Source organism: Pseudomonas sp. 2 (assembly GCF_056627435.1).
The window spans coordinates 258,205-275,552 of record NZ_JBWXNG010000001.1; the positions used below are offsets into that span (position 1 = coordinate 258,205).

19 protein-coding genes, 1 pseudogene and 1 riboswitch are annotated in these 17,348 nt (G+C 63.2%); of the genes and pseudogenes, 11 read left to right on the forward strand and 9 right to left on the reverse strand.

The features are described from left to right. Positions 1-50: 50 nt before the first annotated feature. The gene (locus AC1MEK_RS01185; protein ID WP_480394427.1) at positions 51-596 is read left to right on the forward strand and encodes a hypothetical protein; all 546 of its coding nucleotides are present in this window, start codon (positions 51-53) and stop codon (positions 594-596) included. 34 nt (positions 597-630) lie between these two features. Here AC1MEK_RS01185 and AC1MEK_RS01190 read toward each other — a convergent pair. After that, a pseudogene (locus AC1MEK_RS01190) lies at positions 631-813 on the reverse strand (ATP-binding protein); the annotation flags it as partial. A 7-nt stretch (positions 814-820) separates the two neighbouring features. Then, positions 821-1,735, reverse strand: coding sequence for a LysR substrate-binding domain-containing protein (locus tag AC1MEK_RS01195; protein ID WP_480394428.1), 915 nt, complete (start codon positions 1,733-1,735; stop codon positions 821-823). A 99-nt stretch (positions 1,736-1,834) separates the two neighbouring features. Between AC1MEK_RS01195 and AC1MEK_RS01200 the strand changes: the two genes are divergently transcribed. Further along, positions 1,835-2,764 (forward strand): DMT family transporter, encoded by a 930-nt coding sequence (locus AC1MEK_RS01200; protein ID WP_480394429.1) that lies wholly within the window; start codon positions 1,835-1,837, stop codon positions 2,762-2,764. Between the two features lie 189 nt (positions 2,765-2,953). Further along, positions 2,954-3,244 carry a DUF1330 domain-containing protein gene (locus AC1MEK_RS01205; protein ID WP_480394430.1) on the forward strand — a complete coding sequence of 97 codons (291 nt, stop codon included), beginning with the start codon at positions 2,954-2,956 and terminating at the stop codon, positions 3,242-3,244. Positions 3,245-3,249: 5 nt separating this feature from the next. Here the strand turns inward: AC1MEK_RS01205 and AC1MEK_RS01210 are convergent, their stop codons facing one another. Genes AC1MEK_RS01210 through AC1MEK_RS01220 form a run of 3 tightly spaced genes read right to left on the reverse strand, consistent with a single transcriptional unit; the run spans position 3,250 to position 5,088 of the window. After that, complete coding sequence (locus AC1MEK_RS01210) at positions 3,250-3,507, reverse strand: cytoplasmic protein (protein WP_480394431.1); 258 nt, start codon at positions 3,505-3,507, stop codon at positions 3,250-3,252. A 14-nt stretch (positions 3,508-3,521) separates the two neighbouring features. Next, positions 3,522-4,331, reverse strand: a complete 810-nt coding sequence (locus AC1MEK_RS01215) for a YggS family pyridoxal phosphate-dependent enzyme (RefSeq protein ID WP_480394432.1) — start codon at positions 4,329-4,331, stop codon at positions 3,522-3,524. Between the two features lie 31 nt (positions 4,332-4,362). Then, positions 4,363-5,088, reverse strand: coding sequence for a type 1 glutamine amidotransferase (locus AC1MEK_RS01220; RefSeq protein WP_480394433.1), 726 nt, complete (start codon positions 5,086-5,088; stop codon positions 4,363-4,365). Positions 5,089-5,430: 342 nt separating this feature from the next. Here AC1MEK_RS01220 and AC1MEK_RS01225 point away from each other — a divergent pair, with 342 nt between their 5' ends. From AC1MEK_RS01225 to AC1MEK_RS01250, 6 genes are all read left to right on the forward strand, one after another. Continuing rightward, positions 5,431-6,348, forward strand: a complete 918-nt coding sequence (locus AC1MEK_RS01225; RefSeq protein ID WP_480394434.1) for an ABC transporter permease — start codon at positions 5,431-5,433, stop codon at positions 6,346-6,348. Next, a complete protein-coding gene (locus tag AC1MEK_RS01230) occupies positions 6,345-7,229 on the forward strand; it encodes an ABC transporter permease (protein ID WP_480394435.1) in 885 nt (294 codons plus the stop codon). Before AC1MEK_RS01225 ends, AC1MEK_RS01230 begins: the two co-directional genes overlap by 4 nt. Beyond that, positions 7,226-8,905, forward strand: coding sequence for a dipeptide ABC transporter ATP-binding protein (locus AC1MEK_RS01235; protein WP_480394436.1), 1,680 nt, complete (start codon positions 7,226-7,228; stop codon positions 8,903-8,905). Before AC1MEK_RS01230 ends, AC1MEK_RS01235 begins: the two co-directional genes overlap by 4 nt. A gap of 10 nt (positions 8,906-8,915) precedes the next feature. Further along, on the forward strand, positions 8,916-10,571 hold the full coding sequence (locus AC1MEK_RS01240) for an ABC transporter substrate-binding protein (protein ID WP_480394437.1): 1,656 nt from the start codon (positions 8,916-8,918) through the stop codon (positions 10,569-10,571). Between the two features lie 195 nt (positions 10,572-10,766). Continuing rightward, positions 10,767-11,741, forward strand: a complete 975-nt coding sequence (locus AC1MEK_RS01245; protein ID WP_480394438.1) for a threo-3-hydroxy-L-aspartate ammonia-lyase — start codon at positions 10,767-10,769, stop codon at positions 11,739-11,741. A gap of 17 nt (positions 11,742-11,758) precedes the next feature. Next, entirely contained in the window at positions 11,759-12,145 is a 387-nt protein-coding gene (locus AC1MEK_RS01250; protein WP_480394439.1) for a RidA family protein, read from the forward strand. A 13-nt stretch (positions 12,146-12,158) separates the two neighbouring features. Here the strand turns inward: AC1MEK_RS01250 and AC1MEK_RS01255 are convergent, their stop codons facing one another. Continuing rightward, on the reverse strand, positions 12,159-12,785 hold the full coding sequence (locus AC1MEK_RS01255; RefSeq protein ID WP_480394440.1) for a helix-turn-helix transcriptional regulator: 627 nt from the start codon (positions 12,783-12,785) through the stop codon (positions 12,159-12,161). Between the two features lie 97 nt (positions 12,786-12,882). After that, a riboswitch (Fluoride riboswitch) is annotated at positions 12,883-12,964 on the forward strand. Between the two features lie 84 nt (positions 12,965-13,048). Between AC1MEK_RS01255 and AC1MEK_RS01260 the strand changes: the two genes are divergently transcribed. Next, the gene (locus tag AC1MEK_RS01260; RefSeq protein ID WP_480394441.1) at positions 13,049-14,359 is read left to right on the forward strand and encodes a voltage-gated chloride channel family protein; all 1,311 of its coding nucleotides are present in this window, start codon (positions 13,049-13,051) and stop codon (positions 14,357-14,359) included. Positions 14,360-14,505: 146 nt separating this feature from the next. Next, positions 14,506-15,699, forward strand: a complete 1,194-nt coding sequence (locus AC1MEK_RS01265) for an MFS transporter (RefSeq protein ID WP_480394442.1) — start codon at positions 14,506-14,508, stop codon at positions 15,697-15,699. 12 nt (positions 15,700-15,711) lie between these two features. Here the strand turns inward: AC1MEK_RS01265 and AC1MEK_RS01270 are convergent, their stop codons facing one another. The 3 genes from AC1MEK_RS01270 to cobF form a co-directional block, all read right to left on the reverse strand. Continuing rightward, on the reverse strand, positions 15,712-16,128 hold the full coding sequence (locus AC1MEK_RS01270) for an organic hydroperoxide resistance protein (RefSeq protein WP_480394443.1): 417 nt from the start codon (positions 16,126-16,128) through the stop codon (positions 15,712-15,714). 93 nt (positions 16,129-16,221) lie between these two features. After that, the gene (locus tag AC1MEK_RS01275; RefSeq protein WP_480394444.1) at positions 16,222-16,488 is read right to left on the reverse strand and encodes a type B 50S ribosomal protein L31; all 267 of its coding nucleotides are present in this window, start codon (positions 16,486-16,488) and stop codon (positions 16,222-16,224) included. 92 nt (positions 16,489-16,580) lie between these two features. Beyond that, entirely contained in the window at positions 16,581-17,345 is a 765-nt protein-coding gene (gene cobF, locus AC1MEK_RS01280) for a precorrin-6A synthase (deacetylating) (protein WP_480394445.1), read from the reverse strand. Positions 17,346-17,348: the final 3 nt, after the last annotated feature.

Consider the following 17,348-nt stretch of genomic DNA (forward strand, 5'->3'; position numbering starts at 1 on the left):
TTTCAAGACATTGCCGATAAGCGTCTGATCGCTGAATCCAGGAGTTTCAATTGAAGAAAGGTTCATTCCCCCTCCTCGCTGCCCTGATGTTGAGTGCCTGTGGCACCACTCACCACGAGCAGCCTTTGCAAGATCAGCCATACGATCAAACCACCTCCGCTCGTATCCGGCTTTTCGGCAACAACGGTTTGCCCGTCGCAATCAATCCGGGACAAGACTGTACGTCGAGCAAGGAGCCACTCTTTGCCTATGGTTACTCCGTCGCCGACAAGCTCAATTCGACCTTGGGGCAGCACACCAGGCGCAGCATAGGCATGCCGACGTCATGGAAAAGCGAGCATCTGAGCTACGGCGAGTCCTATTCAGAGGTCGTCATACCCGCAGGCGCGCCCTCCGTGGTCACATTGAAAATGGTCACCGAGCAAGTCGTCTGCGTGCCTTCCAATCGCGTCTTTACGCCCGAAGCAGGCAAGGATTACGAGGCGTTCCTGGATCGTCATGACGGGAGGTGCCGCGCGGTGATTCGACTGCTGTCCAATGCAGAAGCGCCCGGCCAGGATGCAGATGTCGCCTCTAACAGTTGCACCAGAAAATAGTGGGTTGCCTGCATTCCGAAAGGACCAACACCCGTTACGGGCGGTGAATTCTGATCTGCAGCCCCTCAGCCTCATCGGGGGCGCGGAAGTAGCGGGTGATCAGATCGAACGCTGCATCCGTCGCAGCAAATTCATGTTCAGCGCGATGGTTGCGAAGGTGCAATCTGCGTCGGCAGACATCATCGTCCGCCTCGAGGTAGTGGGCACAATGGGAGGCCTCGGCATCACGGCAACTGCGCGTCATCCACCGCCTGCTTTGGATCAAGAGCGGGCCCCACCTCGAAAAACCACTCATACAACGCCTTCGCCCCCGCATTCAGCGCCTTGTCCTGCCCATACACAACGTAATAGCCCTTGCCCACCGGCAGCGCGCAGTCGAACGGCTCGACCAGCCGCCCCTGCTGCAGATCGTCCTCGATCAGCCAGGGGCTGGTCAGCACCAGCCCCTGCCCTCGCCTGGCGGCGTCGATGGCAAGTTCGGACTGGTCGAAGCGCAAGCCGCCGGTCTTGCTGCTGACCGAGGCACCGGATTGTGCCAACCAGCGGGACCAGTTGGCGTGGGCGGTGGTGTGGATGAAGGTTGCGCGCTGCAGGTCCTGCAGCGCGAAGAGCTGCAGGCGATCCCGATACTGCGGGCTGCAGAAGACCCTGGCTTCATCGCGCAGCAACAGCCGGCTGTGCAGGGTTTTGTCCTTGCCATCGAAGTGGCGGACGGCGAGGTCATAGGCGTCGGTCCGAAAATCGACGGCGTCTGCGTTGGCGTTCAGGTGCAGCTGCAAGTCCGGCAGACATTGCATCAGGTCGGGCATGCGCCGGGCGAACCAGGTGCTGGCGAACGCCGGGGGCAGGCTCAGTGAGACGTCGAAGGCGAACCTGCCCAGCAGGCTGGCGTGGGTGTCGTCGATCTGTGCCAGTGCGGGCTTGATCTGCTGCCAGTAGCGCAGCGCCTCCTCGGTGGGTTGCAACTTGCGCACGCTGCGCACGAACAGCGGCACGCCCAGCCAGTCTTCCAGCTTGCGAATTTGCTGCCCCACCGCACCGGGGGTGACGAACATCGATTGGGCGGCGAGCTTGGCGCTGCCGGTGCGCATGACGGCATCGAAGCAGGCGATGGCCTTGAGCGGGGTGTCGGGTCGCATGGCGCAGTTTTTCTCTTCCATAGAGGCAGAAGAGATGATTTGTAACGCGCCGGTCGCGCCGAGACAATCGCTAAATCACATCAGCCAGGACAACGTGCAGTGTCAGCGAGAAAACCCGTGGATGCGGCGGCAACCGCGATGATGATCACCCTGTGCCTGATCTGGGGCGCGCAGCAGGTGGCGATCAAGGCGATCGTACACAGCGTCGACCCGATGTTGCAGGTGGCGCTGCGCTCGGCAATCGCTGCCGCGCTGGTGTGGCTTTTTGCGCGATTCATCGCCCGCGACACCTGGCTCCCGGGGCTCTGGTGTCGCGCCGGTGTGGTGGTCGGCTCGCTGTTCGCGGCGGAGTTTGTGTTCATTGCCCAAGGGCTGCGCTGGACCACGGCCTCCCACATGGCAGTGTTCCTCTATACGGCGCCGCTGTTTGCAGCGGTGGGTTTGCATGTCCGACTGCCGGAAGAGCGGCTTGGCGCCCGACAATGGGCTGGCGTCGGGCTGGCCTTCGCCGGGATCGCTGTCACCTTCCTGGCCGGGAGCAAAGCCGGCCAGCCCGCATTGACTCAACAGTTGCTGGGCGATGCCCTGGGACTGTGCGCGGGCGCGGCCTGGGGCCTCACCACGGTGGCGGTACGTTCCAGCAAACTCAGCGATGCGCCGGCTACCCAGACCCTGTACTACCAGCTCATGGGCGCGACCCTGGTGCTATCGCCTGTTGCCCTGTTGAATGGACAAGCCGATACGGCCACGTTCGACGGCATCGTCTGGGCCAGCCTGATCTTCCAGACCCTGGCGGTATCGTTTGCCAGTTACCTGATCTGGTTCTGGATGCTCCGGCGCTACCTGGCGGCGCGGCTGGGCGTCATGGCGTTCATGACGCCGCTGTTTGGCGTGCTGATGGGCGTGTGGCTGCTGGACGAATCGGTCACCGACGGTTTCATCGGCGGGTCTATCCTGTCGCTGGCGGGCCTGTTGATGGTCAACATCGCGCCACGGGGCAGGCAGCCGCAGCTTGTATCGGAAAAATAAACCACTGCGCTCGACTGCACAGCGAAGTGTTTATGCGGCGCCTGCTCTACCGTATTCGCGAATGAATTCGCTCCTACAGGACCGCGCAACACCGTTGGATCGCGACAAACGCCAATCCTCTGTAGGAGCGAATTCATTCGCGAACGAGCTTTCAGGCAACACAAACCTCATCAGCCAAGGGAAATCAGCATGAAAGGTTACTGGATCGTTTTCGGCTACGACGTCATTGACGCCGACGCCCAGCAGGAATACGGCCGACTGTGGGCCCCGATCGCCGAAAAGTATCAGGCGAAACTCAAGGTCCTGGCCGCCGACGCGCTGCTGGAAAGCAACGGCACGAGCCGCGTACTGGCTGTCGAGTTTCCCAGCTACGCCCAGGCGAAAGCGTGCTATGACGACCCGGCCTATGCCGAAGCCAAAGTGTTCGCGCTGCGCGCCTATCGGCGGGAAATGATCATCATCGAGGGCGAGTTGAGTTAAACGGATCAAGTCGTGACTGCGGACCGGCCCTCCATCGCAAGCTCTGTGAACACCGGCTCACGCCCCAGCACCCGAATGCCGGCAGCACTGGCCTCGATCAAGCGTCGCTCATCACTGGCCACCAGTAGCTGAAGCTCAAAGCCTTCACTGGCCGGCAGGCGGGCGACGAGTTCATCGATGGCCTCGCTGGCCCAAGGGGTACTGGACTCGAAATGGCCAAGCAATTTCTGGTGGTGTTGCACGATCAGGCGGTAGGTCGACATCTATCATCTCTCGATCAGTCTTGCCGGGATTCAGCCGGCCAGTAAAAGGAATCCGGCGTTGCGCGGGCGCCAAAAATCGCCTGGCCGACCCGGACCACCGTGGCGCCTTCCTCCACCGCGATCTCGAAGTCACCTGACATGCCCATGGACAATTGCGTCAGGCTGACAGCGGCCGGGGCGTCTTGCTGCAGTTGGTCGCGCAGGGTACGCAGCAGCGCAAAACACTGACGCACGCGCCGGGGTTCGGCCGAGAGCACGGCCAGGGTCATCAGGCCGCGCACACGCAGCGACGAGAACTGCGGCAGGAGCTTGAGAAATGCCGCCACTTCCTGCGGTGGGAGGCCGTACTTGCTCGGCTCACCGGAGGTATTGACCTGCACGAAGACCTCCAGCGAACGCCCTTCGATCTGCAGCCGCCGATCGAGGGCCTGTGCCAGGCGCACGCTGTCCAGTGCCTGAAACTCTGAGGCGAACCGTGCCACGAGTTTGGCCTTGTTGGTTTGCAGATGCCCGATCACCGACCATTGAAGGTCTGCTAGATCGGACAGGGCTTCCCATTTGCCACAAGCCTCCTGGACCTTGTTCTCGCCCAGCGTCCTGCACCCGGCCGCGTAGGCCAGGCGCAGGTGCGCTTCATCCACGGTCTTGCTGACGGGCAACAGGCGGACCTCACCCGAATCACGGCCGACACGCTGGCAGCTCGCAGCGATGCGGGCGCGCACAGCAGCCAGATTGCGCTGAAAATCCTCCACCGTTTCAGCCGTTGCCCACTGGCCGTGGCGATCATGCAGGGTCTGGGTAGCGCTGGGAGCATTTGTCGTCATCTCACACCTCATCCCGGCAAAAGCCTGCGGCTCAGCCGTTGGCCGAGCGAAACTCGGCGACCAGCTTGTCGAGAAACACGAACAGCTTCTGGTTCATCTCCTCCCAGTCGTTCGCCCGCAGCGCGGCCGGTTGCTGTACGAAGCGGCGATCGGTCAGCGTGGCGAGTTCTGCCTCTGACGCAGCGATCAGCAGCTCGACGACCTCGCGGGTGAATTCCATGTGGCACTGGAATCCGTAGACCAGCGGGCTGTATTCGACGATCTGCCGGGGGCAGCCCTCACTGACCGCCAGCACCTTGGCTTCAGGGGTCAGGCCCGGCATGTCGTTGTGCCAATGGCCGACCTCAAGCACCTCACCAAAATGCGCGACCTTGCTGTTGGCCTTGCCGTCTGCCGTCAGGCGGATGGGGAATTTGCCGATTTCCTTTTCCGGGCTGTGGCCGAATTTCGCGCCCAGCGCCTGGCCGATCAGTTGCGAGCCCAGGCACACACCCACGACAGCCTTGCCGGCGTTGACGGCCTGAGCAATCAGCCGGCACTCGGCGGCCGCGTCGAAATGCGCGCACTGCTCCACGGTAGTGCCCGGATCCTGCGGGCCGCCCAGTACAACCAACACGTCGATATTGTCCGCATTCGCTGGCAGAGCCTCGTTGGCGTAGACGCGGGAATAGCATGCCTTGAAGCCTCGATCTCGAACCCAGGTTTCATAAGCGCCGGGAGCTTCGAAGGATTCGTGGACAATGAAATGGACGTTCATGGCAGGTCTCTGGATGACATGGCTGCGGGAATGGGGCAACAAGCTGCGTCCTGAATGCCAAACCAGCACATCAAGGACACAAAAAATAATAATGACACTTTGTGTCATTTGCAATATGTGCATCTTCCCTTTCCGTACGCGCCCACGGGTATCCAGGCGGCAAACCCAGTGCGTGCACGCGCACATCAAGCCCGCCCTTACCTCCCAAATCATTCTAAAAATATGCATAAAGGTGCTTGGACGACCTGACTTTATTGCATATAGGATCCTTTCAATATTCATTAATTGAATAATCATCGACCTTCGTCATGTCCTATGGCGAGTTCAAGAGAAGGATCTGTCATGTGGTCAAACGTGCTCATTCGCTTGAGCAGCAGCCTGTTGGTGCTCTGGCTGAGCGTCACCGCAGCGTTCGTCGCGCTGCATTCTCTGCCGGGAAAAATCGAAGACATCCTCGCCGGCGACAATGAATACCCGGGCCTGCGCGAAGCCATCGCTGCCGAGTGGGGCCTGGACAAATCTCTGCCCGAGCAATATCTGGATTTCATCGTGCGCCTGCTGCATGGCGACTTGGGCACGTCCTATGTGATGCGTCAGTCCGTGGCCGGCGTGCTGCATTCACAACTGTGGCCGACAGTGCAGTTGGCAGTGACTGCCGGGGTGCTGGCGGCGCTGTTCGCCATCGGTGTGGCGCTGCTCACTGCCGGGCGAGGCGCGCTGGGCAAGCGGCTGGCGTCGACCCTTGAATTGATACTCACCTCAACGCCGGTGTTCTGGATCGGCATTCTGTTGCTGATGGCCTTTTCCTTTCACTGGCGCCTGTTTCCGGTCTCCGGCGCAGGGGGCGTCAACGCGCTGGTATTGCCCGCCATCACCCTTGCACTGCCCACCGCAGGCATCCTGGCCCAAGTGCTGCGCGAGGCCATGGAAAAGGCTCTGGAGCAGCCCTTCATCACGACCGTGCGCGCACGCGGCTTAAGCGAAACCCGCGTACGCACCGGCCACGTGCTGCGCCACGCCTTGCTGCCCATCGTCACCCTGGGCGGCTGGCTGATCGGCGGATTGCTCGGAGGGGCCGTGATCACCGAGAAAGTCTTCGGCCGTCCGGGCCTGGGCACCGTCACCCTCAACGCGATCACCAGCCAGGACGTGCCAGTGGTGTTGGCGGTGGTGCTGCTGGCGGCCTTTATCTACGTGGTGATTTCCACGCTGCTCGACATCGCCTACCTGTTCATCGACCCGAGGCTGAGAACCCAATGACATTGCCTTCGAGCAGCCTGACTGCTCCCACTCAAGCCGCCCTGGATGCGGTAGCGCCACGCCGCCAGGTGACCCGACCACCACTGGCCGTCGTACTGAGCGGCCTGTTTCTGCTGCTGGTGGCGATCATTCTGGCCGTGCCGTTCTGGATCACTCATTACGACCCGCTGGCGGGCGACGTCAGCGTCGGGCTTCAGGCACCGGGCGCCGCCCACTGGTTCGGCACCGACCGGCTGGGCCGGGATGTGTTCGCACGGGTGCTTTACGGCGCCCGGTATTCTTTGCTGATCGGCCTGTCGGGGATGCTCATCAGCCTGGTCGCAGGCACGCTGCTCGGCTTGATTGCGGGCATGAAAAACCGTTGGCTGGATGAAATCGCTTCGCGCCTGTTCGATGTGCTTTCAGCGTTTCCCAACGTATTGCTGGCGTTGCTGGTCATCGCCCTGATCGGGCCGGGCCTGATGAACGTCGCCGTGGCGATCGGCATCGCCGGCATTCCCAAGTTCGGACGTCTGGTGCGCAGCCAGACGCTACTGGTACGCGAGGCCGATTACGTGCGCCACGCCGTTCTTTACGGCCGCTCGCGCGTACAAACGTTCATCGCGCATTTGCTGCCCAACGTGCTGATGGCGATTCCGATCGTGGCAACCATCGACATCGGCAGCTCGATCATGGCGGTGTCAGGGCTGAGCTTCCTGGGGCTGGGTCCGCAACCCCCCACGCCGGAATGGGGCGTGATGCTCGCCGAGGGCCGGGATGTGCTGCGCGTGGCGTGGTGGCCCAGTGTTTTCCCTGGCATCGCGATCACCTTGACCGTCATCAGTTTCACCGTGTTGGGCAGCTATTGGCAGCGCCGTTTCGAAGGGAGGCAGCCATCGTGAGCCAGGGACATGAACGCGAATCCGCCGAGCTGCTGGTCGACATCGAAGACCTGCGCATCAGCTTCTCAGGCGTCAATGCAGGCGCACCGCTGGTCCGTGGCCTGAACCTGCAGATTCGCCCCGGCGAATGCGTGGCGCTGGTCGGCGAGTCCGGGTCAGGCAAGAGCCTGACAGCCCGAAGCCTGCTGGGGCTGGCTGGGGACAACGCTCAGGTGCAGGCCCGGCGCCTGCTGATCGCCGGTCGCGATGCCCTGCGCTTCGGCCCGGGTGACTGGCGCCAGATCCGGGGCCGGTTTGCCGGGCTGGTGATGCAGGACGCGCTGGTGTCGCTCGACCCGCTGCGCACCATCGGCCAGGAAACCGGTGAAGTGCTGCTGACCCATCGCCTGCTGGCCGATGACAAGGCGCGTGGCGAACAGGTGCTCGACACCCTGACCCAGGTCGGCATTCCTGAACCCGGGTGGCGCAGCAATCAGTTTGCCCACCAGTTGTCCGGCGGCCTGCGCCAGCGTGCGCTGATTGCCGCCGCCATCGCTGCCGGCCCCAGGCTGATCATTGCCGACGAACCCACCACCGCGCTGGACGTCAGCGTGCAGCGTCAGGTGATCTCAGTGCTGGCCGAGCGCGTGGCGCAGGGCGCGGGGTTACTGATCATCAGTCATGACCTCAATCTGGTCGCGCAGATCGCCGACCGGGTGTATGTCATGCACCATGGCGAAGTCGTCGACTCAGGCAGCGTGCATCAGGTGCTGACCCAACCGCGCCATCCTTACACCCGTCAGTTGCTGGCGGCGAGCCCTGGCCCCGATTCTCGCGGCACACGGCTGAGTTCGGCGCGCGTGCTGCCCGGGATCGATGACACGGCGCCGCTGGTCATCCAGCGCGATCCACTGCCTGCGCGCCAGGTGACCGAACGCGAGGTGTTGCGGGTCCAGGGCATCGGCAAGTCTTACCGGCGTCGTGGCCTGGGACGCAAATCCCCGGCCTTCGCCGCGCTGCAAAGTACCTCATTCACGCTCAACAGAGGCGAAGTGTTGGGGATCGTTGGCGAGTCCGGTTCGGGCAAGACCACCTGCGCCAACATCGTGCTGGGATTGCTCGCGCCGGATTCAGGCAGCGTGCACCTGCTCGGGCAGCGCTGGAGCGATGTGCCGGAAGCGCAGCGACGCGCCCTGCGGCGGCAGATGCAATACATCCCCCAGGACCCGCTCAGCTCATTCGACCCGCGTTACAGCGTGTTGCAGATCATCGCGGAAAATCTCCCCGCCTCCCACGAGCACCGAAAGCAGGCCACCGCGCTGCTGACTCAGGTCGGGCTGAACGCCGATTACCTGGATCGCCACCCGCGCTCGCTTTCTGGCGGGCAGCGTCAACGCATCGCCATCGCCCGCGCATTGGCGGCCGAACCTGCGCTGATCATCTGCGACGAGCCGGTTTCGGCCCTGGACGTTTACGTGCAGGCCCAAGTGCTCGACCTGATCAGCGAACTGCAAGCCAGCCGTGGTATCGCCCTGCTGTTCATCTCTCACGACCTGGACGTGATCCGTCATGTGAGTGATCGCGTGCTGGTGTTCCATCAAGGTCAACTCGTCGAGCAAGGCCCTGTCGCCACGCTGTTCGATGCTCCCGCTCACCCCTATACCCGGCAATTGCTCAGCGCGCACCCTGGCGCCTGATAAGGACCTCATGAAAGCCCATCGCTCCCTGCTCTGTCTGGCCATCACGGCCGCCCCGCTGCTGTCCGCCTGCGACAACGGCGCACCACCTTCCACTGCGAACGCCGCGCCCAAAACCGGCTCCGCGCAGCCACGCAATGGCGGCGACGTGACCTTTGGCGTGACCACGGAACCGGCCTGCTTCGACCCGCACAACTCATCGCAACAGAACGCCTTCATGGTCATCCGCAATTACGTTGACTCGCTGATTGGCAAACAGGCCGACGGCAGTTTTGCGCCGTGGCTGGCCAAGCACTGGAGCGTGTCGGACGACGGCCTGGTGTACACCTTCGAGCTGCGCGACGACGTGACCTTCACCGACGGCACGCCATTCGATGGCAACGCGGTCAAGGCCAACCTGGACTACACCAAGGATCCGGCGCACACCGCCAACGCCGCAGCGTTTCTGGAGTATTACGACCACACCGAAGTGGTCGGCCCGCATGAAGTGCGGATCGTATTGAGCAAACCCGATTCAGCCATGCTCGAATCGCTGTCCAGCGTCAAACTCGGCTTCCTCTCACCCAAGACGCTGGCCGCTGGCGGCGATCTCTGTCAGGGCGGCCCGAACCTTGTCGGCACCGGGCCGTTCATTTTCAATCAGTACAATCGCGGCCAGTCCGCGCGCTTCGTCAAGAACCCCAATTACAACTGGCCGCCGGCCTACGCTGCGCACAAGGGCGCGGCCTATCTGGATTCGGTCACCTATCGCTTCCTGCCTGAGTACGCCGTACGCGCCGGCGCACTGAGTTCGGGCCAGGTAGACCTGATCGAAGGCGTGCAGCCCACCGATCGGGCACTGTTCGAGAACGTCCCCGGGTTTCAGTTCCTGACCAGCCCTTCGGCGGAGACCTCCTTCACCCTCAACCTCAACTATCGACAGGCACCCACCGATGACATACGCGTGCGCCGGGCGTTGCGTGACGGGTTCGATGTGGCGGCCATCGTCAAGAACATCTACCTGGGCACCTTGCCGCGCGCCTGGTCGAACATCGGCCCCGATAACCCCGGCTACAACAAGGCGCTGGTCAATACCTGGGGCAACGACGTCCCCGGTGCCAACAAGCTGCTCGACGAAGCCGGCTGGACCGGCCGTGACGCCGAGGGTTACCGGACCCGCGACGGCCAGCGGTTGCGTATTGAAGTGGGTTACCCGCAGACCTACGTCCGCGACAACCGCGATCTGCTGATTCAGCAGATCCAGGCTGCGGTGCGCAAGAACCTGGGCCTGGAACTGGACCTGCGCCTGATCAGCACCGGCGAATGGGTCAAGTCGATTGCCGATGGTTCCTGGCATGTGTACCCCAACACGCTCAATCCGTCCGACACCGCGCTGTCGCTGCGTGACGTGCTGGGCGCCTCGGGCTTTCTGTATCGCGGCATTGCCCAGCCCGACGAGCAGATCACCGGCCTGATCAACCAGGCACGCGCCACATCGGACCTCAAGCAGCGCCAACTGATTCTGGATCAGATTCAGCAGCGGGCGGTGGATCAGGCGTTTCTGATTCCCCTGTTTGCGCCCAACTATCAGCTGGCGGCACGGGACACATTGCATGGTTTGAACTTCGAAGTGCAGCTCGATGCGCCGTCCAATTTGTATGACGTGTGGAGTGAGCAAACGAAATAACGCTGACTCTCCCGATGCAGCCCGGCTTGCCGGCGGGGCTGCCCTCAGGGCCCCATCGCCGGAAGCCGTGTGGCAATCAGGATCCGGAAACATTGGCTGAGTGTCGAAATCTGTATTTTTTGTCCAAATATTTACACTTAGTATAATCAAAGCTACTGTATCCCCTGCTGCGGGCCACCGCGTTCAGGAAAGGACATGACTTTGGACTCTCTCACTCTACCCACCTTCAGCGACGTTCAGGCCGCCGCCGCGCGCATCGAGGGTTTCGCCCACAAGACGCCAGTGCTGACCTCACGCACGATCGACGACGAGATCGGCGCGCAGCTGTTTTTCAAATGCGAGAACCTGCAGCGCACCGGCTCGTTCAAGTTTCGCGGCGCATTCAACACCCTGTCGAAATTCGATGAGCAGCAACGCAAGGCCGGTGTGGTGGCCTTCTCGTCGGGTAACCACGCTCAGGGCATCGCCCTGGCGGCGGCGTTGCTAAAGATGCCCGCGACCATCGTCATGCCCAACGACGCCCCGGCGGCCAAGGTCGCGGCGACCCAAGGCTACGGCGCCACCGTGGTGTTCTACGACCGCTACACCCAGGATCGCGAAGCCATCGGCCGTGCGCTGGCCCAGGAACATGGCATGACCATGATCCCGCCTTACGACCATCCCGATGTGTTGTCCGGCCAGGGCACCGCTGCCAAGGAGTTGCTGGAAAGCACAGGCCCCCTGGACGCGTTGTTCGTGGGCCTGGGTGGCGGTGGCATGCTGTCGGGCACGACGCTGTCTACTCGCGCGCTGGCGCCGGATTGCCTGCTCTACGGCGTCGAGCCCGAAGCTGGCGATGACGGCCTGCAATCGTTGCGCAAGGGCGAGATCGTCCACATCGACACCCCTGCGACCCTGGCCGACGGTGCCCAGACCCAGCACCTGGGGCGCTACACCTTTCCCATCATTCAGGCGGGCGTGACCGATATCGTCACCGTGTCCGACGACGAGTTGGTAGCAGCCATGAAGTTCTTCGCCCAGCGCATGAAAATCGTGGTCGAGCCCACCGGCTGCCTGGGCTTGGCGGCGGTGCGCAAGATGAAAGAACAACTGCGCGGCAAGCGGGTCGGCGTGATCATCACCGGCGGCAACGTCGACATCGAACGCTTCGCCGCGTTGCTGACCTCATGAGCCAGGGAGACAACGGGATGCGCATCGTCAGCACCGACAAGGCCTCAAAGCCTGCCGGCCATTACTCGCAAGGGGTGATTCACCAGGGCTCGCTGCATATCTCCGGACAACTGCCGGTCAGCCCCGATGGCAGTCACAACCTGCAGGCGAGTTTCGCCGACCAAGTAGGGCTGGTGCTCGATAACCTCACTGCAATTTTGCAGTCCGCCGGGTGTTCCGTTGAGGATCTGGTCAAGGTGACGGTCTATGTGGCCGGGATCAGACACTGGCCGGCGTTCGACCGGATCTACGCGCAGCGTCTGGGCGATCATCGCCCGGCACGGGTGGTCGTGCCGGTGCCGGAATTGCACCATGGGTATCTGGTGGAAATCGAAGCCCTGGCCCGGGTGCCTACTTGCGCTTGAGTGAATCCCGCCACTACCGGGCGTCGTTGTAAACGGTCGCCCGGGACACCCCCAGATACGCCGCTACGGTTTCCATGGAGCGGCGGATGTCCAGCAGCCCCGCCTCGCGCAACTCCTGCATGAGCACTCGACGATCCGCCGCCTTGAGCGCGCGCGGGGTGGTGGCCAGGCGCGCGGCGAACTGGTCGATACGGCCACGGATCAAGTCTGCGCTGCCCACTTCGAGGCTCTCTTCAGGGCGCTCGTCGCCAAAGGCGCTGAATTGATCGAGCATGCCCTGCAGGCCACGAAATACCGAGAGATCAACGTTCATGCACAGCGCCGCAACGTACTTGCCGGTCGAGTCCTTGATGCCGATCGAAGTGCTCTTCACCTGGCGGCCATCGCTGAAGCGGTTGGGGTAGTTGGCGATCACCTGGGGATAGGCCGGGTCTGCGATGCGCGCCAGGCCAAGCTCGGTGGCCGGATCACCCTCGCTGCGACCGGAAAGGTTGTTGTGGATCGCCAGAATGGCGTGCTCGGGATCGCGCAGATCGTGCAGCACCACTTCGCAGAACGGGCTGAAGGTCTCGGAAAGGCCCTTGGCGATGTGGCCCAGTTGCTCGATGAGCGCGCGTTGTTCGGGGGTGTGTTTTTTCATCTGGACAAGATATCCAGTTTCTGGAAATAACGTCAACGGCCGTTCTGCCCGCACGCCTTGCAACATCATTTTACAACTACCCGCGAGCTGTTTATGATCGCCAGCCGGAGATGGCATTCCTCCGCTGACCAACCGCTGCGCATTGTCCAAGTGCTGCAGCTGATGATGCCTACAGACACCTGATCAAAGACAGGGCTGTAGGCGTTCGCGCGCAAAATCCCCCGCTTCGATCAGGCCCATTCGATTTCCGTTTGGCTGATCCCATGTCAAGACTCGCAAGACCTGAACAACTCGACCTGCTCCCCTACATCGGCAAATGGCTGCTGATCGCCAGTGCCGTGGCGGCGCTGGCAGGCACGGCTTCGGCGCTGTTTCTGTTCGCCCTGGATCATGCGACCCAGTGGCGTGAAGGCCATCGCTGGGCGATCTGGCTGTTGCCTGTGGCAGGTTTCGTCGTGGGCTTGGTGTATCACCTGATCGGCAAGCCGGTGGACGCCGGCAACAACCTGCTGATCGATGAGATTCACGACCCGAAGAAAACCGTGCCGCTGCGTATGGTTCCGCTGGTGCTGGCCGGCACCGTGATCTCGCACCTGTTCGGCGCCTCGGTGGGCCGCGAAGGCACCGCCGTGCAAATGGGCGGAGCCCTCGCAGATCAGATGACCCGCCTGCTGCGCCTGCGCCGCGAGGACCGGCGTATCGTGCTGATGGCCGGCATCAGCGCAGGTTTTGCCTCGGTGTTCGGCACCCCGCTGGCGGGCGCCCTGTTCGGCCTGGAGGTCCTGGCCATCGGCCGCATGCGCTACGACGCGCTGTTCCCTTGCATGGTGGCGGCCATAGTCGCCGATCAGGTCGGCCTGCTCTGGGGCGTGGTTCACACCCATTACGTCATTGGTGAAATCGCCCCGGTACAGTTCTGGACCGTGATGGCTGTGGTCGTCGCCGGGATCGTGTTCGGCCTGGCGGGGCTGTTGTTCGCCACCGCCACCCACCGGCTCGGCGCGCTGATCAAGCGCCTGATCGCTTATCCGCCGCTGCGCCCGGTATTGGGTGGCGTGGTGCTCGCCACGGCGGTCTGGGCGCTGGATGGCTATCAGTACATCGGGCTGGGCATCCCGAGCATCGTGCAGTCGTTCCAAGTGCCGGTCGCACCCTGGGACTGGCTGGGCAAGATGGCCTTCACCGTGGCCTCGCTGGGCACCGGCTTCAAGGGCGGTGAGGTCACCCCGCTGTTCTATATCGGCGCGACGCTGGGCAACGCACTGGCACCGCTGCTGCACCTGCCCTTCTCGATGCTCGCCGGGATCGGCTTCGTCGCGGTCTTCGCCGGCGCGGCCAATACGCCGCTGGCGACCATTGTCATGGCGATGGAATTGTTCGGCCCGGAGATCGCGCCACTGGCGGCCATCGCCTGCGTCGCCAGCTACCTGGTCTCGGGCCACACCGGGATCTACCACGCCCAGCGCGTGGGCCAGAGCAAGCATCGCCAGGCGTTGCCCGAGGATATCCGCCTCTCGGAGGTCAAGGCCCATCAGTCGCGTCAGCGCCAACAACGGAGCGAGGACCACAAGTAAGCCGAACGCGACGCCCGCAGCGTGACGCAGGCAACGCTTCCTTATGCCAACTCTTGATAACATGCCGGCCCGAACAGGACCTGCCAGCAGAGCGGGCCACTCACAAGAGAAGGCAATCGGTGCGCGAAGGGATCAACGCAGTTTCCATGTCGGCGTTTCAGTGGGCGGTCGTCGGCCTCTGCATGCTGTTCAACGTGATCAACGGCCTGGACGTCATGGCAATGGCGTTCACCGCCAGCAGCGTGTCCGCGCAGTGGGGGCTGTCGGGCGCCCAGGTGGGGGTGCTGCTCAGCGCCAGCCTGGTGGGCATGGCCTGCGGTTCGATGTTCGCCGCGCCCATGGCCGACCGCCACGGGCGACGGCCGATGATCCTCGCGAGCCTGCTGCTGAGCGGCGTGTGCATGGCGTTGTCGTTCTGCAGCCAGGGCCTGGGCACGCTGATGCTGCTGCGCGGCTTGACCGGCCTGGGCGTCGGCGCCGTGGTGGTGGGCGCCAACGTGCTGACACACGAGCACGCCAGCCCCGAGCGACGCAGCCTGGCGATTGCCCTGCAATCGGTGGCGTTCGGCCTGGGGGCCAGCGTCGGCGGCCTGCTGGCCCATACGCTCAACGAAAGCGAAGGCTGGCGCTTCGTGTTTCTGGCGGGCGGCGGCATCACCCTCGCCGCCTGGCTGGCCGGTGTGTTGTGGCTGCGCGAATCCGACGAGTTCCTCGCCCTGGGTCGCCAGCGCCAAGTCGGTTCAACATCTGCAATGCCCATGAACTACCGCCAACTGTTCGCCCCCGCGCAGTGGCAACGCACGCTGTCGCTGGCCACTGCGCTGTTTCTGATCATGTTCAGTTTCTATTTCGTCACCAGTTGGACGCCGACGCTGCTGATTCAGAGCGGTTTTTCCCCGAAGGACGGCGCGGCGGGCGGCATGCTGCTCAGTGGCGGCGGCATGCTCGGTGCGCTGTTGATGGGGCTGGGTGGCAACCGCGCCGGCATCGGCCGGCTGCTGCTGGGCTTCGTGCTGCTGGACGCGGTGTTGATGGGCCTGATCGTACCGGCCACCCAACTGGGTTGGCTGGGCGGCGTGGCGGGTTTCAGCAGCGGGCTGTTGCTGTACGGCGCCATTGCCGGGCTGTTCACCCTGGCGCCGCGGACCTTTCCGACCGCCATTCGCACCAGCGGTGTCGGCCTGGTGCTGGGCGCCGGGCGCCTGGGCTCGATCGTCTCCCCCGCTGCGGCCGGGCTGTTGATCGACGCGCAATGGACGACGCAGGGGCTGTTCAGCTTCTACGCCGTCAGCCAGTTGCTGGCCGCGCTGCTGATCTGGAACCTGGGCCGGCGCCCGTGAGCGCTGGCGGACTCAGATCAGCTTGAGTTCGACGTCGATGTTGCCGGCGATGGCCTTCGAATACGGGCAAGTGCGGTGCGCGGTCTCGATCAGTTGCTGGGCAATGTCACGGTCCAGGCCCGGCAGGCTCACGTTCAGCCGCGCACGCAGGAAGTAGGCCTCGCTCTCCAGGCACAGGTCGACTTCGGCATCGATGGCGACATCGGCCGGCAGCTCGACCTTGAATTTGCGCGCGGCCAGACCCAGCGCGCCATCGAAACAGGCCGACCAGCCCGCCGCGAACAACTGCTCGGGGTTGGTCCCGGTGCCTTTGCTGCCCGGCAGCGAGTGGAGAATATCCAGACGTCCATCATCGCTGCGCGACGTGCCGCCATCGCGGGCGCCGGTGGTGTGGACTTTGGCGGTGTAGAGAACCTTTTGGGCAGTCATGTTCAAGCTCCTGTATTGAATGACGCGCATCCCGGATGCGCTGGCGAATCAAAACAGAAGCCTGATGGGCTATCGATTGCACAAAGGTATGGATCAGCTCTTCTTGCTGCCCGAACCAAAGGCGGCAAAGCGCTTGTTGAAGCCTGCGATGCGCCCTTCGGTGGTGGCCTGGCGCTGCTGGCCGGTGTACATCGGGTGCGAGGCGCTGGACACGTCCAAGGCGACGTAAGGATAGGTCTTGCCGTCGCTGTATTGCTGTTCGCGGTCGGTCTCGACCGTCGAGCCGATCAGAAAGTACACGTCGGCCGCGGTGTCGTGGAACAGCACGTCGCGGTAGTCAGGGTGGATATTCGGTTTCATGGCGCATACCTCGGTTAAGTCACAATGGATACGTTATACAGTAACATTATCCATTTTCCAAGCTGACCTTCACGTCGCGTCCCGGGCATCGCTCAGCGCCGGGTGCCGGGTTTGAGCAGATAGGTGTCCATGATCCAGCCCTTGGCCTGGCGCGCCGAACTGCGCGCGCGGCGGATGTCGTCGGCGACGTCCTTGAGTGGGCCGGCGATGAGGATTTCGTCCGGCGTGCCGAGGTAGGCGCCCCAGTAGATGTCCAGGTCCTGGTCGACCAGCGTCTGCCAGCTGTTCTCGGCGTCGAGCATCACCACCACGCTGTCGGCGCCTGCAGGCAGCCCCTGGGCCAAGCGCCGCCCGGTGGTGATCGTCACCGACTGGCCGATGCTGTTGAGCGGGATGCGATGCTGCGCGGTGAGCGCCTGCACGCTGGTGATGCCGGGAATGACTTCGCAGGCGATGTCGTGGCGACCGCTTTGGGCAATGGCGTCGAGAATGCGGATCGTGCTGTCGTAGAGCGACGGGTCGCCCCAGACCAGAAACGCGCCGCACTGCCCCTCGGCCAGCTCATCGGCGATCAGTTGCTCGAAAACCTGCTGCTTCTGCGCGTTGAGATCGTCGACAGCCTGGCGATATTCGATGCCTTCGCGCTGGCGTTCAGGGTTCAACGCCTCGACGATCCGGGAGCGGTCGTGCTCGATGTAGCGCTCGCAGATTTCCCGGCGCAGGTGATTGAGCCCGGCCTTGTCCTGGCCCTTGTCCATCAGGAACACCACGTCGGCCCGATTCAGCGCCTTGACCGCCTGGATGGTGATGTAGTCCGGGTTGCCCGCGCCGATGCCGATGATCAGGATGTTTTTCATTGC